Origin of the sequence: Pediococcus damnosus (assembly GCF_001437255.1) — a bacterium.
Lineage (GTDB): Bacteria > Bacillota > Bacilli > Lactobacillales > Lactobacillaceae > Pediococcus > Pediococcus damnosus.
In genome coordinates, this window is sequence record NZ_JQBD01000012.1 from 1 (window position 1) to 25,336 (window position 25,336).

Annotated in this window: 22 protein-coding genes and 1 other annotated feature; all 22 genes read right to left on the bottom strand. The window is 37.3% G+C overall.

Translation table 11 applies throughout. The features are described from left to right. Positions 1–29 precede the first annotated feature (29 nt). Complete coding sequence (gene dinB, locus IV84_RS02855) at positions 30–1,088, bottom strand: DNA polymerase IV (protein WP_236699005.1); 1,059 nt, start codon at positions 1,086–1,088, stop codon at positions 30–32. A gap of 255 nt (positions 1,089–1,343) precedes the next feature. After that, on the bottom strand, positions 1,344–2,837 hold the full coding sequence (gene zwf / locus IV84_RS02860) for a glucose-6-phosphate dehydrogenase (protein WP_056986076.1): 1,494 nt from the start codon (positions 2,835–2,837) through the stop codon (positions 1,344–1,346). A 129-nt stretch (positions 2,838–2,966) separates the two neighbouring features. Continuing rightward, positions 2,967–3,389: a preprotein translocase subunit YajC gene (yajC, locus tag IV84_RS02865; RefSeq protein WP_046870914.1), complete on the bottom strand. Its 423-nt coding sequence runs from the start codon at positions 3,387–3,389 to the stop codon at positions 2,967–2,969. Between the two features lie 59 nt (positions 3,390–3,448). Further along, entirely contained in the window at positions 3,449–4,591 is a 1,143-nt protein-coding gene (gene tgt, locus IV84_RS02870; protein WP_046870911.1) for a tRNA guanosine(34) transglycosylase Tgt, read from the bottom strand. 75 nt (positions 4,592–4,666) lie between these two features. After that, positions 4,667–5,686, bottom strand: a complete 1,020-nt coding sequence (ruvB, locus tag IV84_RS02875) for a Holliday junction branch migration DNA helicase RuvB (protein ID WP_046870910.1) — start codon at positions 5,684–5,686, stop codon at positions 4,667–4,669. Positions 5,687–5,703: 17 nt separating this feature from the next. Beyond that, entirely contained in the window at positions 5,704–6,297 is a 594-nt protein-coding gene (gene ruvA / locus IV84_RS02880; protein WP_046870909.1) for a Holliday junction branch migration protein RuvA, read from the bottom strand. 67 nt (positions 6,298–6,364) lie between these two features. Beyond that, positions 6,365–8,320 (bottom strand): DNA mismatch repair endonuclease MutL, encoded by a 1,956-nt coding sequence (gene mutL / locus IV84_RS02885; protein WP_046870908.1) that lies wholly within the window; start codon positions 8,318–8,320, stop codon positions 6,365–6,367. A gap of 14 nt (positions 8,321–8,334) precedes the next feature. Continuing rightward, complete coding sequence (gene mutS / locus IV84_RS02890; protein ID WP_046870907.1) at positions 8,335–10,974, bottom strand: DNA mismatch repair protein MutS; 2,640 nt, start codon at positions 10,972–10,974, stop codon at positions 8,335–8,337. Positions 10,975–11,131: 157 nt separating this feature from the next. Next, the gene (gene rny, locus IV84_RS02895) at positions 11,132–12,691 is read right to left on the bottom strand and encodes a ribonuclease Y (protein WP_056986077.1); all 1,560 of its coding nucleotides are present in this window, start codon (positions 12,689–12,691) and stop codon (positions 11,132–11,134) included. A gap of 221 nt (positions 12,692–12,912) precedes the next feature. After that, positions 12,913–14,037 (bottom strand): recombinase RecA, encoded by a 1,125-nt coding sequence (gene recA / locus IV84_RS02900; protein ID WP_056986078.1) that lies wholly within the window; start codon positions 14,035–14,037, stop codon positions 12,913–12,915. A gap of 89 nt (positions 14,038–14,126) precedes the next feature. Continuing rightward, positions 14,127–15,350: a competence/damage-inducible protein A gene (locus IV84_RS02905; RefSeq protein WP_056986079.1), complete on the bottom strand. Its 1,224-nt coding sequence runs from the start codon at positions 15,348–15,350 to the stop codon at positions 14,127–14,129. Positions 15,351–15,455: 105 nt separating this feature from the next. Then, entirely contained in the window at positions 15,456–16,040 is a 585-nt protein-coding gene (pgsA, locus tag IV84_RS02910) for a CDP-diacylglycerol--glycerol-3-phosphate 3-phosphatidyltransferase (protein WP_046870903.1), read from the bottom strand. 14 nt (positions 16,041–16,054) lie between these two features. Beyond that, a complete protein-coding gene (locus tag IV84_RS02915) occupies positions 16,055–16,933 on the bottom strand; it encodes a helix-turn-helix domain-containing protein (protein WP_046870902.1) in 879 nt (292 codons plus the stop codon). 69 nt (positions 16,934–17,002) lie between these two features. Further along, positions 17,003–17,728 (bottom strand): elongation factor P 5-aminopentanone reductase, encoded by a 726-nt coding sequence (gene ymfI, locus IV84_RS02920; protein WP_046870901.1) that lies wholly within the window; start codon positions 17,726–17,728, stop codon positions 17,003–17,005. Next, positions 17,725–19,029, bottom strand: coding sequence for an EF-P 5-aminopentanol modification-associated protein YfmH (gene yfmH / locus IV84_RS02925; RefSeq protein ID WP_056986080.1), 1,305 nt, complete (start codon positions 19,027–19,029; stop codon positions 17,725–17,727). Before yfmH ends, ymfI begins: the two co-directional genes overlap by 4 nt. Then, positions 19,022–20,293, bottom strand: coding sequence for an EF-P 5-aminopentanol modification-associated protein YfmF (gene yfmF, locus IV84_RS02930; RefSeq protein ID WP_046870899.1), 1,272 nt, complete (start codon positions 20,291–20,293; stop codon positions 19,022–19,024). Before yfmF ends, yfmH begins: the two co-directional genes overlap by 8 nt. 172 nt (positions 20,294–20,465) lie before the next feature. Continuing rightward, entirely contained in the window at positions 20,466–21,317 is an 852-nt protein-coding gene (locus IV84_RS02935) for an amino acid ABC transporter substrate-binding protein (RefSeq protein WP_056986081.1), read from the bottom strand. Between the two features lie 18 nt (positions 21,318–21,335). Next, positions 21,336–21,971 (bottom strand): amino acid ABC transporter ATP-binding protein, encoded by a 636-nt coding sequence (locus tag IV84_RS02940; RefSeq protein ID WP_046870897.1) that lies wholly within the window; start codon positions 21,969–21,971, stop codon positions 21,336–21,338. Positions 21,972–21,983: 12 nt separating this feature from the next. Then, positions 21,984–22,634, bottom strand: coding sequence for an amino acid ABC transporter permease (locus tag IV84_RS02945; protein ID WP_046870896.1), 651 nt, complete (start codon positions 22,632–22,634; stop codon positions 21,984–21,986). A gap of 158 nt (positions 22,635–22,792) precedes the next feature. Next, positions 22,793–23,020: a binding site (T-box leader), on the bottom strand. A gap of 67 nt (positions 23,021–23,087) precedes the next feature. Then, complete coding sequence (gene mreD, locus IV84_RS02950; RefSeq protein WP_056986082.1) at positions 23,088–23,633, bottom strand: rod shape-determining protein MreD; 546 nt, start codon at positions 23,631–23,633, stop codon at positions 23,088–23,090. 24 nt (positions 23,634–23,657) lie between these two features. Further along, positions 23,658–24,503 carry a rod shape-determining protein MreC gene (gene mreC, locus IV84_RS02955; protein ID WP_056986083.1) on the bottom strand — a complete coding sequence of 282 codons (846 nt, stop codon included), beginning with the start codon at positions 24,501–24,503 and terminating at the stop codon, positions 23,658–23,660. A gap of 153 nt (positions 24,504–24,656) precedes the next feature. Next, positions 24,657–25,319 carry a RadC family protein gene (gene radC, locus IV84_RS02960; protein ID WP_052694493.1) on the bottom strand — a complete coding sequence of 221 codons (663 nt, stop codon included), beginning with the start codon at positions 25,317–25,319 and terminating at the stop codon, positions 24,657–24,659. Positions 25,320–25,336: the final 17 nt, after the last annotated feature.

Genomic DNA, 25,336 nt, shown 5'->3' on the forward strand with positions numbered 1-25,336 from the left:
ACTTTCCTACTAAAACTTTACACTAACAATTAATCTGATTTAAATAACGGTAACGTAATGTTTTCAAAGTTAATACTAGCCAGATTTGTCATTGTAATTCCTAATAATCTGATTCCCCGCTTACTATCACCAAATTCATCAAAAAGTTGTTGTGCATAAAAAAGATAAGCTTCCTCGCTATTCTCAATAAATTCAGTTAAAGTTTGTCTTTTGGTAATCGTTTCAAAATCTGCATATCTCACCTTGAGAACTAAAGTTTTACCATGCTTTTGTCTTTGTTTCATAGCAAGCGCCACATTTTTTGCTAATATGGTCAGCGCCTGTTCTGCCTCAGAATCCGTTGTTAAATTAGGATTATAAGTACTTTCTTTACCAATCGATTTTCGTTCTCGCAAATATTCAACGGGCCGATCATCTGCTCCACGCACATGATGATACAAGACATCTCCAAATCTTCCAAAATGATGAATCAAATACAGTTCACTTTTTTGATAGAGATCTGCTCCATTAAAAATCTTTAAATCGTACATTTTAGGAACGGTCTTTTTACCAACTCCGCGAAATTTTTCAATTGGTAATTTATCTAAAAATTCACGCACATCCTCAGGCAAAACAACGGCAACACCGATTGGCTTTTGATACTCAGAAGCCAACTTGGCCAAAAACTTATTGTAAGAGATGCCAGTAGAACAAGTTAAGTTAGTTTTTGCAAATATTTCACTTTGAATTTGATGGGCCACTTCCACCGCACTTTCAATATGTTTTTTATTGTCTGTAATATCCAGATATGCTTCATCAAACGCGACTGGTTCAATTTTTTCAGTATACTCATGAAAGATTTTATGGATTTGATCTGATACCGCTCGATATAACGTAAAATTTGGTGTCTGAAAGAAAGCCTTAGGACATAGTTCTAAAGCTTTTTGCGCACTCATTGCTGAATGAACACCCGACTGCCGTGCCATATAGTTTGCAGTAGCGACAACTCCTTTTCCACCCGTTCTACGTGGATCTTTCGCGATAATAAGGGGCTTTTTTTTGAGCTCTGGTCGTTCACGTTCTTCGATTGAAGCGTAAAAAGCATCCATATCAACATGAATGATCTTTCTTGATGTATTTATGTTAATAGGAAGAATATCTTCATTTTGAGCTTGGGACAACTTTATCACCTGGATTCATACCACTTCTAAAAATTACTTTTAATATCATTTTATAAAATTAAATGACGTAACGATTTCTTAATCTCTTTTCAGTTTAATCGAACGTACGTTTGAAAACAAGCAAAATAAATTCAAAAAGCGACTAATCAACAAATTGTCAATTAACCGCTCCAATTATTTCATTTAATGTTTGGTTGCCCCAAATACCCAATCACGATGATCACGGGTCAATAATTCTTGGGCAGCTTTAGGCCCCATTGTACCACTTACATAATTCGGGAAATCAGTCTTTTGACTATCCCAATTTTGTCTAACAACATCAACAATCCGCCAAGCTTGTGCTACTTCATGCCAATGGGCAAAGTTGGTTCGATTACCATCTAAGGCATCATGAATTAGTTTTTCATATGCTTCCGGAACTTTTGCTTTTTCAGCAGATGTCTTATGATATTCTAAATGAATTGGCATAATTCCATAGCCTTGACTACCATTTTTTACATTTAGATCTAATTGATACCCTTGATCTGGTTCAACATAAAGAGTTAGGACATTTTGTTCAAGTTTGGTATCCTGCTCACCTGTTGCTGTAAAAATATTATCCGTTGTATCCTTAAAAACTACATTAATTTGCGTAGATTTTCGGGCAAGCCGTTTTCCAGTTCTAATGTAAATAGGAACACCGGTTAAATTACCATTTGTAGTTTCCAATTTTCCGGCCACAAACGTTTCAATCTGTGAATGCTCATCGGTTCCCTCTTCATGTCGGTAATCCAATTGCTCATGTTCAGCATCTTCACCGTATTGACCGCGAACAAAGTTCTTTGAAGCTTCTTTGGCTGAATAAACTTTAATATTTTGAAGGGCCTCTACTTTGCGATCACGTAGTTCTTTTGCTGTGTATTCACTAGGCTTTTGCATGGTAAGTAATGACACAATTTGCAGAATATGGTTTTGCACCATGTCTCGCAACGCACCAGCCGTTTCGTAATAGCCAGCCCGCTCCTCGACACCTAATGATTCCGCTAAGGTAATTTGAATATTATCGATATGTTCCTTGTTCCAAAGCGATTCAATCACTTGGTTTCCAAACCTCAAAGCCGCAATACTTTGAATGGCTTCCTTCCCCAAATAATGATCAATTCGATAAATTTGATCTTCAGAAAAAGCGGCGGAAATATCATCATTAAGTTCTTTAGCAGTTTCAAAGTCACGGCCAAATGGTTTTTCAATAATTAACCGATTATAGCCATGATCAGTAATTAACTTTTCTGATTTTAAATGGCCAGCAATGGTTCCAAAGAATCTCGGTGCCATGGCCAAATAATAAATTCGGTTGCCATTAAGTTTATATTTTTCATCTAATTTATCAGCTAATTTTCGTAACGCCACATAGTGTTCCGTATCATTGACATTATGCGATTGATAATAGAAATGACTCGCAAATTTTCGTGCGATCTCACTATTTGTTCGATCGGACTCATGACCATCATCTGCAATGGCATTCATCACAACCTCATGATAATGATCGTTAGTCCAAGGACGACGTGCTGTTCCAATTACGGCAAAATCATCCTTTAAATAGCCTTTTTCATACAAACGAAATAATGAAGGATATAATTTGCGATAGGCCAAATCACCTGTTCCTCCAAAAATTATAAACAACGCTTGTTGTGTCATTTCATTTGCCTCTCTTTCACAATATAAGTCCGCTTTAATTATGAAACTTTCGTTTTGAATACACAACTTTTTAACCCTAAAAAAAAAGATTTGAAACAAAAAATGTCTCAATCCTTTAAATTTAACTGATTATTCCTTATTTTCTGGTTTGTCAGTTGATTCCTGAGCATCATCTGCATCAGGAGTTTCTTTGACATCTTTTGCTGCTGCTTCTGGTTCTGTGGCAGAAGTTTCCTCTTTTTCAGCTGGTTTAACAGCTTCCACATGATCCACTCGCATAATAGCAGTTCGATCAAAAACCAAGTAGATACCATCACAGTCTAAAGTAACTGTTTTTGCATCTTCATCAATTGAATCAACAACTCCATGTAAACGACCAATGGTAACGATCTTGTCACCAACTTGAAGTTTACTCATCATATCTTGATGCTTTTGTTGTTGTTTCTTTTGTGGACGGATCATCATAAAATACATCAATCCAAAAATTAAGATAATGAAGACAATTGTACCTGCGCCTCCACCTAAACCTGCGTTTGCTGCTAATAACAATATAAACACCTCATTTTCTTTATATTAACTGTATCAAATATTAACGTTTACTTCCAGTGTATTTAAAAATTCTTTGCATCTTCTTTATTATATCCATACTCTTCAAAGAAGTTTTCTCTAAATTCAAGCAAATTATCTTCAATAATTGCCTGATGCACCTGTTTCATTAGATGCACTAAAAAGTAAATATTATGAATACTCGTCAAACGAATTCCAAATGACTCATTAGTTTTAATTAAATGACGTACGTAAGCCCGCGTATAATTACGACAAGTATAACACTGACAATTATCATCTAAGGGTGTAAAATCACGCGCATACTTGGCATTTTTCACAACTAATCTTCCGTGTGACGTCATGCATGTCCCGTTGCGGGCAATTCGGGTGGGTAGCACACAATCAAACATATCAATTCCACGCATCACGCCATCAATTAAAGCATCAGGAGAGCCAACCCCCATTAAATAACGTGGCTTGTTTTCCGGCAGCATTGGTGTTGTGAAGCTTAGAACCCGATTCATTTCATCCTTCGATTCGCCCACAGACAGACCGCCGATGGAATACCCAGGGAAATCCATGCTAACAAGATCCTTAGCACTTTGTTCACGTAACGCTTTAAATCCAGCTCCCTGAACAATTCCAAACAATGCTTGCCAATCAGGATTTTGATGTGCTTTTAAACCTCGTTCTGCCCAGCGACTAGTTCGTTCCACTGAATGTTTTACATATTCATAACTCTCAAAAAACGGTGGGCATTCGTCGAAACTCATCATAATATCTGGCCCGAGATCATTTTCAATTTGAATTGCTTTTTCCGGGCTCAGAAACATTTTTGCACCACTAATTTCATTCCGAAAATGAACACCCTCTTCAGAAATGTCACGCAAGTTAGCAAGTGAAAAAACTTGAAAACCACCAGAATCAGTCAAAATTCCCTTTTTCCAATTCATAAATTTATGAAGGCCGCCAGCCTCTTTAATAATGTCTTCTCCCGGGCGAACCCATAAATGATACGTATTAGAAAGGATAATATCTGCACCAATATCTTCTAGTTCCTCTGGAGACATTGATTTAACCGTTGCTTGAGTTCCTACTGGCATAAAAATTGGGGTTGGAAACGTTCCATGCGGAGTTTCAATCTCGCCTAACCGAGCCCCAGTATGTTTTTCTGTTTTTATTAAATGATATTTGATTGCAGGTTCCACACAAATTCTCCATTTCTTAGTGCTCACTTATTTATTTCACTACAAATACAAGTTCTCAAAATTACATTTCTGGGCCTAATCACTTTGTGGTGCTGACAATCCAAGATGTTCATATCCTTTTTCGGTAACCACGCGACCACGAGGTGTTCGATTCAGATAACCAATTTGCATAAGGTAAGGCTCGTACATCTCAGCAATCGTATCCGATTCTTCACCGATATTAGCCGCAATGGTACCTAAGCCTACGGGACCACCATGATAATATTCAACCATTGTTTTCAAGATTTTATTATCAATTTCATCCAAACCTTCTTCATCAACACGCAAAAAGCGTAAGGATTTAGCAACAATTTCGTCATCAATTGCGTGTTTATCAGATACTTCCATAAAATCACGCACTCGCTTAAGCAACCGGTTGGCTATTCTTGGTGTGCCACGCGATCTTCTTGCAAGCTCATGGGCGCCTTTATCTGTAATTTTGGTATTAAAGATATCTGCAGACCGTTTCACAATTTCCGTAAGATCATCAATCGTGTAATAGCTCATATGTGCCACAATTCCAAATCGATCTCTTAATGGCGCTGACAGCAATCCGGCTCGGGTTGTTGCCCCAATCAATGTAAAAGGAGGCAATGGAAAATGAATAGGATGAGCAGTAGGTCCTTGACCAACAACGATATCTACAAAGAAATCCTCCATTGCTGAATAAAGCATCTCTTCAACAATCTTTGGCAAACGATGAATTTCATCAATAAACAAAATATCACCTGGTTGCAGTTCATTCAATAAAGCCACTAAGTCACCAGGTTTTTCAATGGCCGGACCACTTGTCGTCCGAATGTGCACTGCCATCTCGTTGGCAATTACCATCGCCAATGTAGTTTTTCCCAAACCAGGCGGACCATAAAGTAAAACATGATCTAATGATTCTTCACGTTGCTTGGTTGCTTGGATATAAACTGACAGTTCATGTTTAACGCGATCCTGGCCAATATACTGATCTAATGTAGCGGGACGTAAGGATTTTTCAATTGACGCTTCTTCATTATTTCCTGTTTCATTTGAAACAAGTCGTTCGTCATCAGAATCGTCCATTCATTTCACCTTCCCTCTTATTTCTTCATCAATAGCTTAAGCCCATAACTCAAGTAGTGATCTGTTGTCATAGATTCTTGATCTTCTAATTCCGGTTTGATTTTTGCAATGACTTTTGTTGAATATCCTAAAGCAGATAACGCATCCAAAGCGTCTGCTAAATTACGATTAGATGCCGGTTTAACTACCGGCTCCGTCGGGTTATCAGAAAATAAATTCATTTTCCCTTTCAAATCCAAAATAATCTGTTGCGCAGCTTTAGGCCCAATTTTAGGGAATTTTTTCAAATAAGCCACATCATCATGATTAATTGCGTCAACAAGGCCAGAATGATCTTCATTTGCAAGAATTGCTAAAGCACTTTTAGGACCAATTCCCTTTACTAAAATTAATTTTTCAAATAGTTCCTTATCTTCTGCATCATATAATCCATAAAGACTAATTTCTGTTTCTGAAACAGCTTCATGGACAAAAATCTTTACTAACTTTTTTTTATTAATTTCATAGCGATAAGGATTACCCACAAAAAGTTTGTACCCCACGCCTTGAACTTCTAACACCAAAAATTCTGGTGTGATTTGTGTGACATAACCAATTAAATATTCATACATTCAAATTTTCTCCATTATCCTAAAATAAACATACGTTTGCCTTTATTCATTGTACCATATTTATTTTTTATTCTTGCTCTTCTAAGGGACGATGAGGATCTTGAATACGTTTGAACATTTTTTTCATGTCTGAGTTGGAAAAATGAACCAGAACAGGACGGCCGTGGGGACAATTAAATGGATTCTCTGTTTTAGCCAAATCCTTAAGTAATTGACGCGCTTGCTGATCATCTAAGTGGTGATTGGCCTTAATTGCCCGCTTACAACTCATCATAATTGCTGTTTTCTCACGAAATTTAGCTACTGTCATTCGCGAATCATTAAGAACATAATCAATCATTTCACGAACCGTATCTTCTTCTTGACCAGCCTTAAACCAAGTTGGATGTTGTCGAACCACAAAACTGTTCGGTCCAAAAGATTCTAATTGGATTCCACAGCTTGCCAAAACATCCTGCTTTTCTTGGATTTTTAATATATCACTAGTCGAATAATCGAGCACAATTGGAACCAATAGGCTCTGAGAATCAGTTGAAACCTTTCCAATCTCTTTCCGATAATACTCGTAATTGATACGTTCCTGAGCGGCATGCTGATCCAAAATATATAATCCATCCTCTGATTCAGCAAATAAAAAAGTGCCATGCATTTGGCCTACATAATGCAAAGTAGGAAATCTCTTTTCTTTAGACTTTTCTTCAGATAAGTCTTCTGCAATTTCCGTCTCATTCGTCGTTGCATTCTCTTCAAAAGGAGATAGCTTTGGTTCTTCGGTATATTTCTTTTGAAAATTGGTTAAAGCAGCACTTTGCAATTCCGTTTCGTGTTTGATCACAATTGGTTGGGTTCCATTTTTGGGCAGTGCTTGAAACAACTCAGTTGACGGATCCGCCTGCTGTTCCGTCGAGTTAGTAGAATCACTTGCAGGTTTTGTGGATTCTGAATATTTTGCAGAAGCTTCATTTAGATTAAACTGTAATTGGTCTGTGTTAACTTTACGATTGGTACTAAGATTTTTAACCGCCGACGGAATCAAGTTTTCTTTAGATAACTCCTTATAAATTACTTTTGTAATTAGATCTTGCAACTGAGATTCTTGACTAATTCTAACCTCTTGCTTAGCTGGATGAACATTGACATCAACCAATAAGGGATCCATTTTTATATTTAAAACCGCCACCGGATAACGACCAACCATTAATTTTGACCCGTATCCTTCAATGATCGCTTTCGTTACTTGAAAATTTTTAACATAACGCCCGTTAATCAGAACGGAAATATATTGCCGTGAAGCTCGTGTGAATTCAGGTAAACTCGTGTACCCATAAATCTCAAAATCAACGTCTTCACCTTTGAACTTCACCATTTTACGGGCGTTTTGAACACCATAAATTCCTGCAATTACTTGGAGTAAATCTCCTCTGCCAGAGGTCCGAATAAGTTCTCTTCCTTCATGACTCAGCGTAAACGCAATTTGTGGATAACTTAAAGCCAGCCGATTTACAATATCACTAATATTTGCTAATTCGGTTTGTGGCGATTTCATATACTTCAGACGTGCTGGTGTGTTGAAAAAAAGATCCTTCACACTAATATCTGTTCCTTTTCTAACCGCTGATAACGACTGGCCAATCACCTGACCACCTTTGATATGCATTTGAGTCCCGGCCTCATCGCCAGTTGATGTCTCTAAGAGGACGTCTGCAACTGAAGCGATACTTGGTAAGGCTTCACCACGAAAACCCAGAGAGTGTACCTTAAATAGGTCCTCACGAGTGGTGATTTTACTTGTCGCATGCCGTTCAAAAGCCATTGACACATCTTCGGCTGCGATGCCATCCCCATTATCCACAACTTCAATTGATTTTAATCCTGCTTCTTCAACCAAAATATCAATTTGTGTACTGTTGGCATCGATGGCATTTTCAACTAACTCTTTTACAACTGAAGCTGGTCGTTCAACTACTTCGCCAGCAGCAATTTGGTCAGCAAGAACATCAGAAAGTTCATGAATTTTTGCCATATTATCTCAACCTTCTATTTATTTCCTAATTTTTTCTGCCACTTATATAATTGATTCATGACATCCATAGGGGTCATAGACATCAAATTAAGATTACGAATTTGGGCAACTACTTCTGCATTTTCAGGATCAACTGGCTCTGTTTTGAATAGCGCAAGTTGTTCATCAATTTCGCTTTTTTCTCCAGACTGACTAGTCCCCTTATCTTTTTTAGTTGGTTCTTCATTTGAATCGCCTTGAACCTCATTCGTAATCACTTGATCCGTATCCTTATTTTGAATTTCCAGTTGTTTCAAGATTTTATCGGCCCGGCTCAATAATTCTTTGGGCATGCCAGCTAACTTTGCAACGTGAATCCCATATGATTTATCGGCAGGCCCATCTTCCATTTTATGCAAAAAGACTAGATCGCCATCTTTTTCAACTGCCCCAACATGGACATTTTTTAATTTATTTAATGTTTTATCCAGGGCTGTCAACTCATGATAGTGGGTAGAAAAAAGCGTTTTGGCATGGACATGATTATGAACAAATTCAATAATTGCCTGAGCAATTGCCATTCCATCATAGGTAGCTGTTCCACGACCAATCTCGTCAAATAAAATCAAGCTCTGCGGAGTGGCATTTTGAATTGCTCGATTAGCTTCTTGCATCTCCACCATAAATGTACTTTGTCCGGCAATTAAATCATCTGCCGCACCAATCCTTGTGAAAATTTGATCAAAAATCGGTAACGTAGCCGAATCAGCCGGTACAAAACAACCCATTTGAGCAAGGACAACTGTTAGAGCCAATTGCCGCATATACGTACTTTTACCAGACATATTCGGCCCTGTAATTAAAAGAATATCAACATCTTCAGGCATTTTAACATCATTTGGTACATAACTTTGCCGACCCATAACTTTTTCAACGACAGGATGCCGTCCACCAACAATGTCAATGCTGTGATTTTTAATCAGCTTTGGTTTAACAAAATGATAATTTTCACTAACAACTGCAAAACTCTGAAGAACATCTAAGGTCGCAACTTGTTGAGCCAACTTCTGTAGCCGATCAATGACTTGCTTAATTTGTTCCCGAATCTTGCTAAATAGGTCATATTCAAGGGTTGTAGATTTTTCCTCTGCCTCTAGAATTAAGCTTTCTTTTTCTTTTAGCGCCGGCGTAATAAAACGTTCAGCATTTGTCAGCGTCTGTTTACGCTCATAACGTCCCTCTGGAACGGCGCTCAAATTAGATTTAGTGATTTCAATGTAATAACCAAAAACTTTATTGTAGCCAACTTTTAAATTTTTAATTCCTGTTGCTTTTCGTTCGGATGCTTGTAATTCAGCCATCCATTTTTTTCCATTTGTCATGGCATCCCGATAACTATCAAGTTGCTCGTTATAACCATCTTTAATCACATTTCCTTCGGTTACCGAAATGGGTGGCTCATCTACAATGGCCCGTTCAATCAAATCTGCAATATCTTCGACAGGATCCAGTTTGGCCAGCATTGAGCCGAAAACTTTATCATCTAATTCTCCCAAAACATGTTTGATTTTAGGAATCTGACGTAATGAGGTCTTCAACTGAATAAGATCTCTCCCATTAACGTTTCCAAATGCTACTCGGCCAGCCAGACGCTCTAAATCATAAACTTTTACTAATTCTTCCTGTAAACTACTCCGCTCAAAGTAATGATCTAGTAATTCTGCCACTTTGGTTTGCCGATCTTCAATTTCTTTTTTTCGAATCAATGGTCGATCTAACCAACGTTTCAGTAATCGACCTCCCATAGCTGTACGTGTTTCATCTAACAACCATAAAAGGGTTCCTTGCTTTTTCCCTGTCCGAATAGAGCGCGTAAGTTCCAAATTATATTTAGAATAGTGATCCATTCGTAAGTAATAAGACGGTTCATAGGCAACTGCTTTTTGTAAATGCGCTAAACTCCGCTTTTGAGTTACGGTGATATACGTCAGCAAAGTCTCGACAACAGTTTTCTCTGCTGGTTTAGTAAGTGCCTGCGTTAAATAACTCAATTCAGACTTCACTTCAATTTTGTCTTGATGGGAGACCATAATATTCAACTTTTTAAATTGTTCTTGTATGTCATCTGAAACAGATGGGTCCACCACAATTTCCTTAGATTGCAGATTCACAACTTCATTGATCACGGCCTCAGAAGATTCTAAACAACTAGTTTTTAGTTCTCCAGTTGATAGATCGGTATACGCAAAACCGAACTCATTATTTTTAGTCATTACCAATGCGGTCAAATAATTGTTTGATTTTGCTTCAGTAACATTGGAATCTGTCACTGTCCCGGGTGTAATTAATTGAATAACTTCCCGCTTCACCATTCCTTTGGCTAATCGTGGATCTTCCATTTGTTCACATATGGCAACTTTGTATCCTTTTTCAATTAAAATATCAATATAATTTTGAACTGCATGATGAGGCATCCCACACATTGGAATTGGATCAACCGCACTATGACTTCGAGAAGTCAGTGTCAATTCGAGAATCTGGGCGCCTTTAATCGCGTCATCATAAAAAAGTTCATAAAAATCACCAATTCGATAAAACAAAAAGGCATCCGGATATTCTTTTTTTATCGCCATATATTGTTGCATCATCGGCGTATCACTCGTTTTTTGTGGCAAACTCTCTCCTGCTTTCTACTTCTTTATCTAATTCAAATATTTAAAACTATCTGTTCTATTTTAACATTTAACTTTTAGAGTGCCTACTAACTAATTTGACCGATTAAAAACAAAAAAAGCCTGGCAACATATGTGCCAAACTTCTCTCACATTCTATTTATTTAGCATAATTTACAGCGCGAACTTCTCGAATTACCGTAACTTTAACTTTCCCAGAATATTCTAGTTGTTTTTCAATCGCCGTTCGAATATCGTGAGTCAAAGTTGTTGCCTGTAAATCGGAAATCTTTGAAGGCTTAACGATTACCCGAATCTCTCGACCGACTTGAATCGCATAACTCTTCCTAACGCCTTTAAATCCATCAGCTAAATTCTCTAACTTTTCAAGTCTGTGAATATAATTCTCTAGAGAATCGCTACGGGCACCTGGTCGAGCAGCTGAAATTGAATCTGCTGCAGCAACCAATACTGAAGTTACATACTCTGCACCGACATCCCCATGATGGGAAGCAATAGCATTAATAACCACTGGACTTTCCTTATACTTCTTTGCAAATTCTACACCGATTGTCACATGAGATCCTTCAACCTCATGATCAACCGCTTTTCCAATATCGTGTAATAATCCTGCGCGTTTAGCTAAAGTAACATCCTCACCTAATTCGGCTGCCAAAATACCTGTTAATTTAGCAACTTCAATTGAATGATCCAAAACGTTTTGTCCATAACTAGTACGGAATTTAAGCCGACCAACTAACTTGATCAACTCTGGGTTCATTGAATGAATACCAAGATCAAAAATGGTTTGTTCCCCAACTTCACGGATTTTATCATCCATGTCCTTGCGGGCCTTCTCAACCATTTCCTCAATTCGAGCCGGATGGATTCGACCATCTTGAATTAATCGTTCAAGTGCCATTTTAGCAATCTCACGACGAACTGGATCAAATCCACTTAGCACAACCGCCTTTGGTGTATCATCAATGATTAAGTCGATACCAGTCAGAGTTTCAAGAGTTCTGATGTTTCGACCTTCACGACCAATAATTCGGCCTTTCATATCATCACTGGGGAGATCCACCACGGTAACAGTTGATTCTGTAGCCACATCGGCTGCACTTCTCTCGATAGCTTGAGCAATTAAATCTGTTGCCACTTTTTTAGCATCTGTTTGTGCTTTATCTTCACTTTCGCGAATCATTTTAGCACGCTCGTCTGCCAAGCCATCACGAACCTCGTTCAGAATCAAGGACTGTGCGTCGTCTTGCGACATTGCCGCAACCCGTTCCAACTCTTCTGTACGTTTTGTAACTAATGAGGATGCTGCTTGTTGTTGTTCGTCAATCCGCTTTTGTTCGGAACTCAATTTTTCTTCCTTGCGTTCTAAACTATCTTCACGTTTTTCGAAAGCATTATCTTTATGATCCAAAGCCTCTTCTCGTTGTAACAAACGTTCCTCTTGTTTTTGCGCATCTGCACGCCGTTTCTTAAGTTCGTTTTCTACTCGAGTTCGGTAGCGGTGACTTTCGTCTTTAGCTTCTAAAAGAGCTTCTCTTTTTTCAGTTGCCGCTTGTTTCTTGGCATTATCTAAAATACCACTAGCCGTGTCTTGAGCATCATGTACATTTCTCTCTTGAATGAGTTTATGCACATAATAACCAATGCCATAGCCAACAACAATAGCGATGATTGCGAGGATTATATTGAAAACAATCATGTTTCCACCTCCGAATCATCAATAGTTGGTTAACCTTCTAACCGAATTTTATGATGTTATTTTGATTATTCACACAATACTTAGTTTAGCATTCCTAAGGCAGTTTAATCAAGCTATCTCACTATTTATATTATCAATTTTACGGATTTAATCCAAAAAATAAGTTAAATATTTCTTAAAAAAATAATCCACCATGTTTAAACAGTGAATTACTCTTTTTATTATTTATTTTTATCAGAAGGTTCAAGATCTAGCTTAGAAGGATCAGACTTTTCTTTCTTTGCTTTTCCTTTTGCCTTTTCCTTAGCCTTAGTTTTTTTCTGTTCTTCTTCCTCATCTTTTTCTTCAGCTGTTTCATCCATCCCATAGGCTGCACGAACTTTTTTGTAAATTTCTTCTCTTTTTTCAGGGTTATCTTCTAAATATTGCTTAGCATTTTCACGGCCCTGTCCAATTCGTTCATCACCATATGAATACCAAGAACCACTTTTATCAACGATATCTTTCTCAACAGCCATATCAATAATTTCTCCGGTTTGGGAAATTCCATGCCCGTACATGATATCGACCTCGGCACGTTTAAATGGAGGCGCAACCTTGTTTTTAACAACCTTGATTCGAACTCGATTTCCAATAATATTCGTACCATCTTTAATTTGTTCTGCACGACGAATCTCTAATCGAATTGTTGCATAGAATTTCAAAGCCCGTCCACCAGGTGTGACCTCAGGATTACCAAACATAACCCCAACTTTTTCACGAATTTGATTAATAAAAATGGCAATCGTCTTCGTTTTATTGATAGAACCAGAAAGCTTACGAAGAGCCTGTGACATGAGACGAGCTTGAAGGCCAACATGAGCATCACCCATTTCACCCTCAATTTCTGCACGAGGAACCAATGCCGCAACTGAATCAACAACAACCAAATCAACAGCACCACTAGATACTAATGCATCGGTGATTTCAAGACCTTCTTCACCTGTGTCCGGTTGAGATAACAGCAAGTCATCAATATTAACGCCTAAATGCTCTGCATAAACAGGATCTAACGCATTTTCTGCATCAATATAAGCTGCTGTGCCGCCTTCCTTTTGTACTTGAGCAACTGCATGCAATGCAACCGTTGTTTTTCCTGAACTTTCTGGTCCATAAACTTCAACGATTCTTCCACGCGGGTAGCCACCCACACCAAGTGCATCATCCAATGCTAATGAGCCAGTAGAAATGGTAGAAATCTGCGTTTGGGCAGAATCACCCATTCGCATAATAGACCCCTTACCAAAATTCTTTTCGATTTTTTTAAGCGCAGCATCTAATGCTGCTTTTCTTTGATCATCAGCCAATTTGTTTCCTCCTTAACGGGAATATCTAACAGTCATAATAATACTGATTTTTAACATGAATTGCAAGCAAAAACGAACAAAAGTTCGCATCACTTTAAAATTTGATTAATCATACTCAATGCATTCATAACAACTCGTTCTTTAACAAAAGGCCGAATCGTTGAGAATTTAAGCTTTTTACAATTCATTTGGTTTTTGTTGTCAACAATAGCTATCCAAATTGATCCAACCTGCTCACCATTAGCTACTTGGTCAAGTTGTGCTTGAGAAACGGCGATTCCCAAATTACTATTAGTATCCTGTTTAATTTGTTTAGCCAGCTGCTCCGTATCTTTTTTTGATTTAAGATCCGTCTGGAATTCATTTTGATCAGTAACTAATGAAAGTGTTGTTAAAACCCGGCCACCTTTAGAAATTTGATTGTTGTCATCAGACTCCGTAAGTGCTGTCAACAATCGGCCATCGGTAAAACCTTCAACAGCGCTCACCGTCGATTGTGCTTTTTTTAATTGCTTAATTACGACCTTGGACAGTGAATTATGATCACCATACCCATAAAAGTAATCACCAACTAATTTTTGAATTTTGCTTTCACAGTTATTTAAAGCACCATCAACTTCAGAAACAGTCTTTCCCCGAGCCGTAAGTCGTAACGTTACTTCATTTTGCTTAGCATACGGCGCAATTGTGGGATTTTTTTGCTTATCAATTAAATCACTTAATTGCGTTGTTAGTTCAGATTCACCAATTCCAAAGAAACGTAAAACCCTTGAATGTAAAATATGATCTCTAAAATAGTTTTTTGTTAATAACGGCAAAACTTGCTCCGAAACCATCGGCTCAAGCTCACTTGGCGGTCCCGGTAAAAGTAAAAAGTCTGGTCCGTTAGTTTCCTTAGCAAAAATTCCAACTGCAAAACCAGTTCGGTTACTAATCGGTTGTGCGTTGGCCAGATACATAGCCTGTATGCGATTATTTTCTGTCATTACCCGGCCAGTTTCCCTAAAATACCGTTCAATTTTGGCCATGGCAGGAGCATCGGTAACTAACTTTTGCTGCAAAAAATCAGCAACTGTTTGTTTTGTTAGGTCATCCTCTGTTGGCCCCAATCCTCCAGATAAGATAATGAGGCCACTACGTTGCGCCGCCAATTCAATGGTTGCCTTCAACCGTTCCGGATTATCTCCAACTGTTGATTGGAAATAAACATCAATCCCCAAGTTCGCTAATTTTTGTGCAATAAATGGTGTATTTGTGTCGGTAATCTGACCAAGTAATATTTCTGTCCCAACGGCAATTAGTTCTGCTTTCAAAATTCGACCTCCTATATAATCAAATACGCTTTTTTTTAAAACAATTTATTTAAACAGATTAAAAAAAGAGTTTGGTAAGAACCTCACTAAAACTCAGTTGATCTTTCACTTGAAACCATCGGAAAAAACGTCCCGATTTTGAACAAAGTAGTCTATTCCGGAATAAATTGTGAAAAACAAGCAAATGTAAAGCATAATGTCGGCCATTGGAATTCCTAATGCTGCAAACAGAACATTATTTAGAATTAATAAAATAATTGCAATCATTTGTGAAGTTGTTTTTATTTTTCCCGGCATAGCAGCCGCCATAACTTGACCATTATTTTCAACAATCAGTAATCTTAATCCGGTAACTGCTAATTCACGACAAACAATAATTGCAGCCACCCACGCTGGTACTTTATCAAGCGAAACTAAAATGATAAAGGCTGACATGACTAACATTTTATCTGCCAGAGGATCGGCAAACTTTCCGAAATTTGTCACTAAATGTTTAGCACGGGCAATTTTGCCATCAGCTAAATCGGTTAGAGATGCCACTGCGAAGATTATTGCACCAATTATTTTTGTAACAGCAATTGATGTGCCGAACCAAGTGACTGTTCCCCATGTATAAGGGATAACCATAATTACAATAAAAACCGGAATTAAAATAATACGAAATACTGTTAATTTATTTGGTAAATTCAAAAGATGTCCTCCATTTAATCCTTAATATTTAAGGTAATTGTCTTAGTTTGGGTAGTATCATTTTGAGGATTGAAATTAAACTTCTTCCCGTTAACTGTAATGGTAGTTTGTGGGGCATTGCCCAAGCTTATTGAGACCTTAGAGACACCTTTAGCAACTTTCACCGTATGCGCCGCTCCCGTTTGCAAAGTCCCCATCCAGCTTTGTGTTCCGTCGCTTGAAACTGAGACCCATGCATTACTTGTCCCCGCTTTAATGTTCAAACTCGATCCATCAGAAGGGCCATCCTTTAAATCATATTCTGTCGTAGAACTCCCAACTTGAGTAATCTTTTGAGATTTTTCTTTAGATGATGAACTTGATGATTTACTTGAAGCTGATTGTTTCTTTTTTGAACTACTTGCATCATCAGTAACACTCACCTTACTACTAGTAAGATGTGGCTGAGCAGAATTTCCGGAATGGCTCATTCCCCAAATTGTTCCCAAAACCACAACAACAATGACCACTACGACTATCGTTGGTAAATAAGCTGCGTATTTGCCAAAGCGTCTAGAAAATTCACTTTCTTTTACAACTTGCTTATGCTGCGTTGTTCTAGAAGGTAATGGTCCCGTAGCTACAGGCGCGCTTTGCTTGCCATTATCGTTAGTTTCTTGCAATTCACCGGCCAATAATTTGTGAGAATCCAGTCCAACCACATTTGCATACTGGCTGACAAATGATTGCACGTAGTAATCACCTGGCAAATCATTCATTTGTCCGGCCTCAATTGCCATTAAATAGCGTTTTTGAATTTTGGTTTTTTCTTGAATATAATCAATCGATAATCCTTGATCCATTCTGGCTGCTTGAAGCCTTTTTCCAATCTCTTTATTTTGTCTCTCACTCATCACTTTTCACCCACTATTAAATTAGTCCGCTATTAGTATAGCATATTCAAATCAACTGAAATCTCATTCTTATTTTAACCAGCCACCATCTATATAAATAGTTTGTCCCGTCATGTATCCAGCTGCTTGATTCGTTAGCTGAACAATCCAATAAGCAATGTCAGCCGGAGTTGCAAATTTTCCAGCCGGGATATCTTCTGTAATTGATTGACGATCATCACTTGTTAAAAAATGATTCATATGTGTATCTACTGCACCAGGAGCCACCACATTTACCGTAATACCAAGGGATCCCACTTCTTTTGCATAAGCGTTAGCAAAAGCACTTTGCGCCCCTTTTACAGTACTATAACTGACCTCCATGGCACTTCCCACTGCTCCATAAACAGATCCAACAAATATGATTCGTCCATGTGAGGATCTAGCCAATTTATCTTGTAAGGCTTTAATCATTTCAATTGGAACCGCAACTTGCATATTCCATTGATGAAGAATTTCTTCACTCGTTGTCTCGGTTAATAATTTATACGATGTTGTTCCTTGTGCAAAAATAATGGTATCCAACTCAAAAATATTTCCAAGAAATTCATGCAAATGGTCAAGCGTACTCATATCAAACGAAACACCTAAAAAATCCTGAGTTGGAAACTGGGTGCTTAATTTCGTAATCAATTGTGTGATCTTTTCTTTTTGATGATTATAGTGTAAATATAATGACCAACCCTCGGCAGCCAATTGGGTAACGGTTGCAATCCCAATATCTCCCGAAGCACCTAAAACTAAAGCATGTTTCATGACTTCACTTCCATTGGCATAATTTCAAAGGTGCTCAAGCTTTCTGGTTTAAATAAGCTTGCAGCAACTTGCTCTAGGTCCGCTAATGTTAACTTTTCGTAAATCATTTCCTGATCAAAAATGGTCGCCTGGTCAAACAATTGGCCTTCATAACCGTTAGCAATTGACTCGATAGAATCCATTCGTGATAAAAGACGCCCCATCATTTCTTTTTTAGCAAGTTCGAATTGTGCTTTCAATTTAGGCAATATCTGTTGCGCATTAGCCAGTATTTTTTCGATTTGTTCATTAAATTGATCCGGATGATCCGTATCACTACTAAAGCTGACATAATGGAACGACCGAGCCAGATCAAATTCATATGAAAATGTATCGTCAACAACACCAGAATCGTACAAGTTTAAATATTCCTGTGAAGAGTCACCAAATAATAAGTAAAGTAACAAATTAACTTTCAGTTTATAAGCGAGTCCAGCTCGCCCATCAGGCACTTGATCTAGACCCTTAAGTCCAATAATACTTTTTGGACGATTTACAGCCATCTTAGCCACTTGGCGTTTAATAATATCTTTTCCATTCGGATCTTCTGGCGGCAACTGAACCTTTGGCAATTCAAATTTAGGAAATGCTTTTTCGTTTTGATTCTGAATAACCCACTCCAACGTTTTATTTGGATCCACGTTTCCTACAATAAATAAATCCATATTTGCTGGATGATAAAACGTCTTGTGGGCCAGATACAAATCGTCAGCTGTAATTTTTGCAATGGAACTGACAGTCCCAGCAATATCAATATGCACAGGATGTTTAGGATAGAGGTTATTTAAAATTCCCATATACAATTTCCAATCAGGATCATCGTCATACATTTGAATTTCTTGACCAATAATTCCCTTCTCTTTTTCAACAGACTGCTTCGTAAAGTACGGTTCTTGCACAAAATTAAGTAAAATATCCAAGTTTTCCTTGATATTTTGCGTTGCAGAGAATAAATAACTTGTTCTAGTAAAACTAGTAAAAGCATTCGAATCAGCTCCATACTTACCAAACAAATCAAAAGCATCATACCCTTTTTTATCAAACATCTTATGTTCTAAAAAATGGGCAATCCCTCCAGGTTGGGTGACATGTGTTTGTTTCCCTTGAGGAATAAAGGTCCGATCAATCGATCCAAAATTAGTGGTAAAAATCGCATAGGTTTTACGGAACCCTTGTTTTGGCAAGATATTAACGGTTAAGCCATTATCTAGAGTTTCTGTGTAAAGACTCTCACCAAATTGTTTATACGTTTGTTTATGCATGTGTCTTCACCTCTGAACTCAAAAAATAAACAGCTTGTAACTCTACTTGTTTCGCAACTTTCATAATGCTCTCGCGTGAAACCTTCTGGATTTGGTCAATCCATTCTTCAGCAGAAATTTGACTACCAACTAAATCATTTGTGAGCTCACGACTGGCATAAACACGCTCTAAATCTAACGATGAGACGTAATTGGAAATTAATCCTTTTTTAATCTGAACAAGCTGTTCATCAGTAAAGTCACCGGCCTGCATATCTGTTAATTGTTTGGCAATGATAGTTAAAACTTGTTCTTTATCCTGTGAATTAATCCCTGCTTGAACAACCATCAATCCATTAAAAATATCCACACTACTGTTTGCATAATAAGCTAAACTCGCTCTTTCACGCACATTTATGAATAATTTTGATAAGGGGGAACCACCAAATAACGCATTAAAAACAATTCCAGCATAATAATTATCATTCCGAAAATCCGTTGGAAACTGGTAGGCCAAATCTAGCTTAGCCTGAACAACATCCTGATTTTCAGTACGTGCTTGGAATGATCTTTCTTTTTTTTCACTATTTGTTAGTTCTACCGAATTAGCTGACCGATCTACAAATGGCCATTGGTTAATTTCATTAACAACCTGATTTGCATTAACGTCACCTACCACATAGATCTCCACACGATCATGTGCCAAAACCAACTGATAATAATCAAACAAATCGTGATTTTTTATTTCGGCTAAACTTTTGGCATCCCCGAAGGCTGGCACGCTTTGAACCTCATCTTCGTTAAATACCAATTTTTGCAATTGCAGTGCTGCATAGGATTGCTTGTCATCCTGAAGTGCATTAATGTACGCAATTAAATTAGCCTGCTGGCGTTGAAAAGTCTGTTCATGAAAGCAGTCATCCTTAGCGAGCGGATTGAAAATCATCTCTTGTAAAAACTGAATCCCCTCGGATAATAAATCCTCTGAAGAATCCAAATAGTGATCATTTGGCAACGACAATGAAAAAGTAAGATCATGAATATTCTGTTTCCGCATGACTGTCGTACCAAAACCAGCCCCATACAATTGTGATAGTGCTCGCGAAACTAAAATTTGTGTCACATATTTTTTTGAACTAGTCTCCAAAATATTAGCTAGCAGTGAACGATAGCTTGTTTTCAGTTTTGATGCATTTTCTAAAAAGTGTACCGAAATTTGGGTATTTTTGAATTGGGATACCGGAATAACCGTTAACGCAACTCCCTGTTTAATTTGTATTCGCACTAAAAATTACCTCATTTTAAAAAGTTATTTACTAATTTCATTATACGCGACCTTTACTGCCTTTGAGTACCCTAAAAAATGCAATTTAAAAGGAAATTTAAGAGATAACAAAAATGTTGATTTAAATTGGCCTTGTCCGCGCCAATCTAGATCAACATTATCAACTATAAAATTAACTTTTGGGCTGTTTTTCAACTGGTGCAGTATTTCCAAACCATTTTTCGTTAATCTTTTTTAAAGTACCATTTTTGTATAGTACATATAACCCGTGATTGATTTTTTTGCGGAGCGTTACATCACCCTTACGAATTCCAACTGCAAATTGTTCCTTTGGAAAGCTACCCTGAATTTCTCGATAACTATTTGGATCATTTTCTTTTTTAATGTAATAACCTGCATAAACGTCATCAATCAATAGGCCCTGAATCCGATTAGCTCCCAGATCGATAAATGCATCATTAAAGGAGTCATAGAGAATAGGCGTTTTATTTTTGATCTTATTTTTTAGAAGCTGAGGTTGTTTATCAACATCCTCCGCACCTGAAGAACCGCTTTGAACACCCAGCGTTTTTCCAGTCATTTTTTGAAAGCTCGTAATATTTTGACTTCGTTTACTAACTAAAACCTGTTGATTAGCTAAATACGTGTGGCTAAAGCTAACTACTTTGGCGCGTGCGGGTGTCACCGTAAACCCATTCCAAATCAAATCGATCGTCCGATTACGCAGTTCTGTTGTATTCATGGACCAGTCAATACTTTGAAAATCGACTTTAATTCCATACAGTTTAAATACGGCTTTAGCTAGATCAATATCATAACCAGTCAATTTACCGTTTTTTTCACGAAAGCCCATTGGTACAAAACTATCATCTAATCCAACAACAACGGTTCCCCGTTTTTTAATTGTTTGCCAATAATCAGTTGTATTCGCCCGTTTCGTTGCATTTTCACAACCACTCAAACTAGGAAGTAGTACTAGACAAACTGCCATCATGAGAAAAATTAATCTTAACTTTTTTTTCATCTCATTACCTCCCATCCCTTATTTGATCGGTGAAACATGTAATTGCTTATCAGCAACGTCATTGGCAAAATCCATATCATGGGTAACCACAATTTGAGTCATACCATCTTGTTTTAAGCCTTTAATAATTTTGCTGACTTCTCCGCGCAATTCAGGATCCAACGCAGAGGTAGGCTCATCGTAACACAGAATTTGAGGATGCATTGCCAAAGCCCTGGCAATTGCAACCCGTTGCTTTTGACCACCAGACAATTGATAAGGATAAAGATCTTCCTTGCCATCCAGTTGCAATCTTGCAAAACTTTCTAACGCTTCTTTCTTTACAGTTGCCACATCCTTTTTCAAAACTAATTTAGGCGCCAACGTCACATTATCCATAACCGTTAAATTGGGAAATAGTTGAAAATCTTGAAAGACAACACCAATAACACTTTCATTACCACTGTTTTCATAAGGATCAAATTTTTGATCATTTATGTAAAACCCACCAGCATCTATCTTTTCAAGTCCACTTATGCAACGAAGCAAGGTCGTTTTACCGGCTCCAGAAGGCCCAACAATTGTTAAAATTTCACTATCCGGAACATCAAAAGATAATTTATCAATAATAACCCGTCCGCCAAACGTTTTCGTTAAATCCTTAATTTTTAACATATTTGAACCTCCTTAGCGCCAATAGGCAAAGTGTTTTTCAATTCGACGTAAAATATACGTACAGATCGCTGTTAAAAGTAAATAAATAATACCAACAAGTAGCAGTGGTACTAAGGTAACATCTCGAGATGAAGCCACATTTCCGGCCCGTAGCAAATCACCAATTCCAATGACGTAAACTAACGATGAATCCTTAACCAAATTAATAACTTCATTTCCAATCGATGGTAAGACAATTTTTGCTACCTGTGGAATAACAATTTTTCGAATGGTTTGCCAATAAGATAACCGCAATACTTTTGCTGCTTCATATTGACCACGATCAACGGATTGAAGCCCACCACGGAATATTTCGGCAAAATAAGCCGCATAATTAAGAATAAAAGCAAACAGGGCCGCATCATATCTTTGAAATACAATTCCAACAATTGGAAGACCGTAAAAAACAAAAATTAATTGTAATAGTAATGGTGTCCCTCGCATCAACCAAACATAAAAATTCAATATATATCGTATAGGACGAAATTTAGAAACAAGTCCAAGTCCAAAAATCATTCCGATTGGTAACGCACCGATCAATGTCCAACAAAAGATCTTCAATGTCATGGTTGTTCCAGATAATAGCGATGGCAAAATTTCTGATATATAGTGTAAAGAAAACATCTTATCCCCTCCAATTTTATGTATAAAAAAAGCCTCTTGAACTATAAATAATAATTCAAGAGGACGAGTAAGCGCGATTCCACCCCTGTTCGTAATTGCTTCACAACAATTACCTCAGCAAGTTAAACCTACAAAAAAATCCCCTTGGGTAAAATACCCAAGAGGACGCATCAACGTGGTTCCACCTCATGTTTCTGATAATCTCACAATTACCAGCTCAACAAGTTATAAGTTCAACTTTATGAGATAACGATCACCCGTACTTTCCTAATTAGCTCAGAAAGTAAACTCGCAGATGTGTTTCAAACAAGATACATGCTTTAATCTCACCATTTAAAGCTCTCTGAAATGATTTCTTGTTTTACTCTTCCGTTCATTGTTTTTTAATGTTGTATTGAATATAAAACTTTTTTTTGTTCGCGTCAAGGATTTTTAAAAAATACTTTTAGAATTTTATTCTATGCTTCTAAAGTTTGCCCCACGCGTGTGCCGAAAGAGACTTTTAATCGGTAAATACAAAATCACAAAGAAACATAAATTTAATGCCAATGTTGGTGCGAGATTATATGCCACAAAGGCTGATGAACTAATACTTGTGTAGTGAATCATTTCAAAAATAATGTAAAATGCACTTTCATAAAAGGTCAATGCCAAAAAGAAAGTTAATAAGATTGAAAGAAACGTTGGTTTAAAAAATACTTTGACCCACTGAATGATTAGCACCATAACCGGCAGAATAAACATGTTTACTCCGAATACGCCAGTATAATACCAATCAAAAACAAGTCCCACAGCCGCAGCCCATGTTGCAATTGGTAAGCTAGTCTCCCCTTCAAAGAAGATTCCTAACACCAACCATAGGATAGTTAAATTGCTAACCATCGAATAGGGATAAGCAAAAAGGGATCCTGAAAAAATCAAATTAATCGAGCCATCTAAAAATAATGATAGGAAAAATCCAATTGGAAAAATATATTTTAATTTAGCGCTTTGTAACATTGAAGTATCCTCCATCCCAATTGATTAATTTAATTCTGCAACTGAGACCACATTAATACTACTCATATCTGCCGCAGGTTTAATGTACACTTCAGTAGCTAAACCACTGCTGTTCTTTTTAGTATCCACTACTTTCCCAACGTATAGGCCCTTAGGAGTTACCCCGCCTAAACCTGAAGTTGTCACTAAAGAACCCCTTTTGATCTTAGCTTTTGAAGTGACTTGTCCCATCACAATCTCATTTGTACCCCGATCAAAACTTGTAACGATTCCATTAACTGAACTTCCAGTTTCGTCTTGTACTTGAATTGCAAAACGGTTAGCTGAATCACTACTGTCACTGATTAGTTCCACCTTACTAGTTGAATAGCTGGCTTCAATCACTCGCCCGATTAAACCCTCTCCTGCAATCACTGATTGATTCTTTTTGATTCCTGACAACGTTCCTTTGTTGATCACAACAATATTTTGCCATGACGAAGGAGCTCGTGAAATTACTGTTGCCGTCACCAACTTATAATCTGTCATTGTTTTCTTTAAACTTACTTGTTGCTTTAACTGTTTATTTTCTTGTTCTAATGCTTGATCCCGTGAGCGAACTGCTTCTAGTTGATCCACTTTCCCTTTTAACCGCTCATTTTCTTGATAAGTGTTAATGATTGAATTTAGAGATCGTGAAGTATTGCTAATTGCATTCATTGGATAAGCAACTACACGATCAACTAACGCAACTGCATCGTTACCTACTTTTTGAACAATTGGTGTCGTAGACTTTTTTCGAGTCGTTACAGATAGGGTCACTAAACCAACCGCGATAATCACACAAATTACAGCGATTACTAACTTTCGATTCGAAAAAAACTTTTGCATGGGTAGACCCTCCGAAGATTATTTGTATCACATAGATACTTAACGACACCTAAACACAGTTTGTATTATACCACAGAAAAAATCACCATAGAATATCGTTCCACACCATTTAACACACCTTAAGAATTTAAGACAACATCAATTGTTAAGCTTCTAAATAAGGTGTTGTTCTGCAAAGCTATAGTAATTATCACTACCAGTAATAATATGATCCAAAACTTCAATTCCCATTAAAATGCCGCACTCTTTTAAACGTTTAGTAAATTTGATATCTTGTTCTGATGGATTAATTTCCCCACTTGGATGATTATGGGTAACCATAATTTTATTAGTTCCAACTCGCAAAGCCTCGAAAAAGATTTCCCGCGGATGAACCGTTGCTGAATTTAAACTGCCCTTAAAAATTACTTTTTGAAAAATAATTTTATTTTTCGTGTTTAAACATAGTAACGTCAGTCGTTCTTGACGATATCCTCGTTGAACGCAAATTAATTTTTCACCAATTTGACGACTGCCAAAAATTTCGCCAATTATCTTTTGCGGCGCTAATTCAATCCTTCTGCCCAATTCAACGGCAGCTAAAAATTGTCGATTTACTTCTGGCACCCCGGGAAAAATCATTTTCTTCTCTGAATTATATAATAACGAAAACAATGATAAATCAGGAACCACTTTCCAGAATTGTTCAATAGTTTCTGTAAGTTGTTCCATCCCAATTTGGTTTTGTAAAAATATTTGCAAAAATTCTTCATTCGTGAACTGATCCATCTCATCATAAGCTTTTCGTGATTCTTTAATCTGTTTTACATTTTCCACTGCTCTCACTCTCCCCT

Coding starts and splice junctions, on each gene's coding strand:
- dinB (WP_236699005.1), bottom strand. CDS start 1,088: ATGGATGCTTTTTACGCTTCAATCGAAGAACGTGAACGACCAGAGCTC.
- zwf (WP_056986076.1), bottom strand. CDS start 2,837: ATGACACAACAAGCGTTGTTTATAATTTTTGGAGGAACAGGTGATTTG.
- ruvB (WP_046870910.1), bottom strand. CDS start 5,686: ATGGACGATTCTGATGACGAACGACTTGTTTCAAATGAAACAGGAAAT.
- ruvA (WP_046870909.1), bottom strand. CDS start 6,297: ATGTATGAATATTTAATTGGTTATGTCACACAAATCACACCAGAATTT.
- mutL (WP_046870908.1), bottom strand. CDS start 8,320: ATGGCAAAAATTCATGAACTTTCTGATGTTCTTGCTGACCAAATTGCT.
- rny (WP_056986077.1), bottom strand. CDS start 12,691: ATGATTGTTTTCAATATAATCCTCGCAATCATCGCTATTGTTGTTGGC.
- IV84_RS02915 (WP_046870902.1), bottom strand. CDS start 16,933: ATGAGTGAGAGACAAAATAAAGAGATTGGAAAAAGGCTTCAAGCAGCC.
- ymfI (WP_046870901.1), bottom strand. CDS start 17,728: ATGAAACATGCTTTAGTTTTAGGTGCTTCGGGAGATATTGGGATTGCA.
- yfmH (WP_056986080.1), bottom strand. CDS start 19,029: ATGCATAAACAAACGTATAAACAATTTGGTGAGAGTCTTTACACAGAA.
- IV84_RS02935 (WP_056986081.1), bottom strand. CDS start 21,317: ATGAAAAAAAAGTTAAGATTAATTTTTCTCATGATGGCAGTTTGTCTA.
- IV84_RS02940 (WP_046870897.1), bottom strand. CDS start 21,971: ATGTTAAAAATTAAGGATTTAACGAAAACGTTTGGCGGACGGGTTATT.
- IV84_RS02945 (WP_046870896.1), bottom strand. CDS start 22,634: ATGTTTTCTTTACACTATATATCAGAAATTTTGCCATCGCTATTATCT.
- mreD (WP_056986082.1), bottom strand. CDS start 23,633: ATGTTACAAAGCGCTAAATTAAAATATATTTTTCCAATTGGATTTTTC.
- mreC (WP_056986083.1), bottom strand. CDS start 24,503: ATGCAAAAGTTTTTTTCGAATCGAAAGTTAGTAATCGCTGTAATTTGT.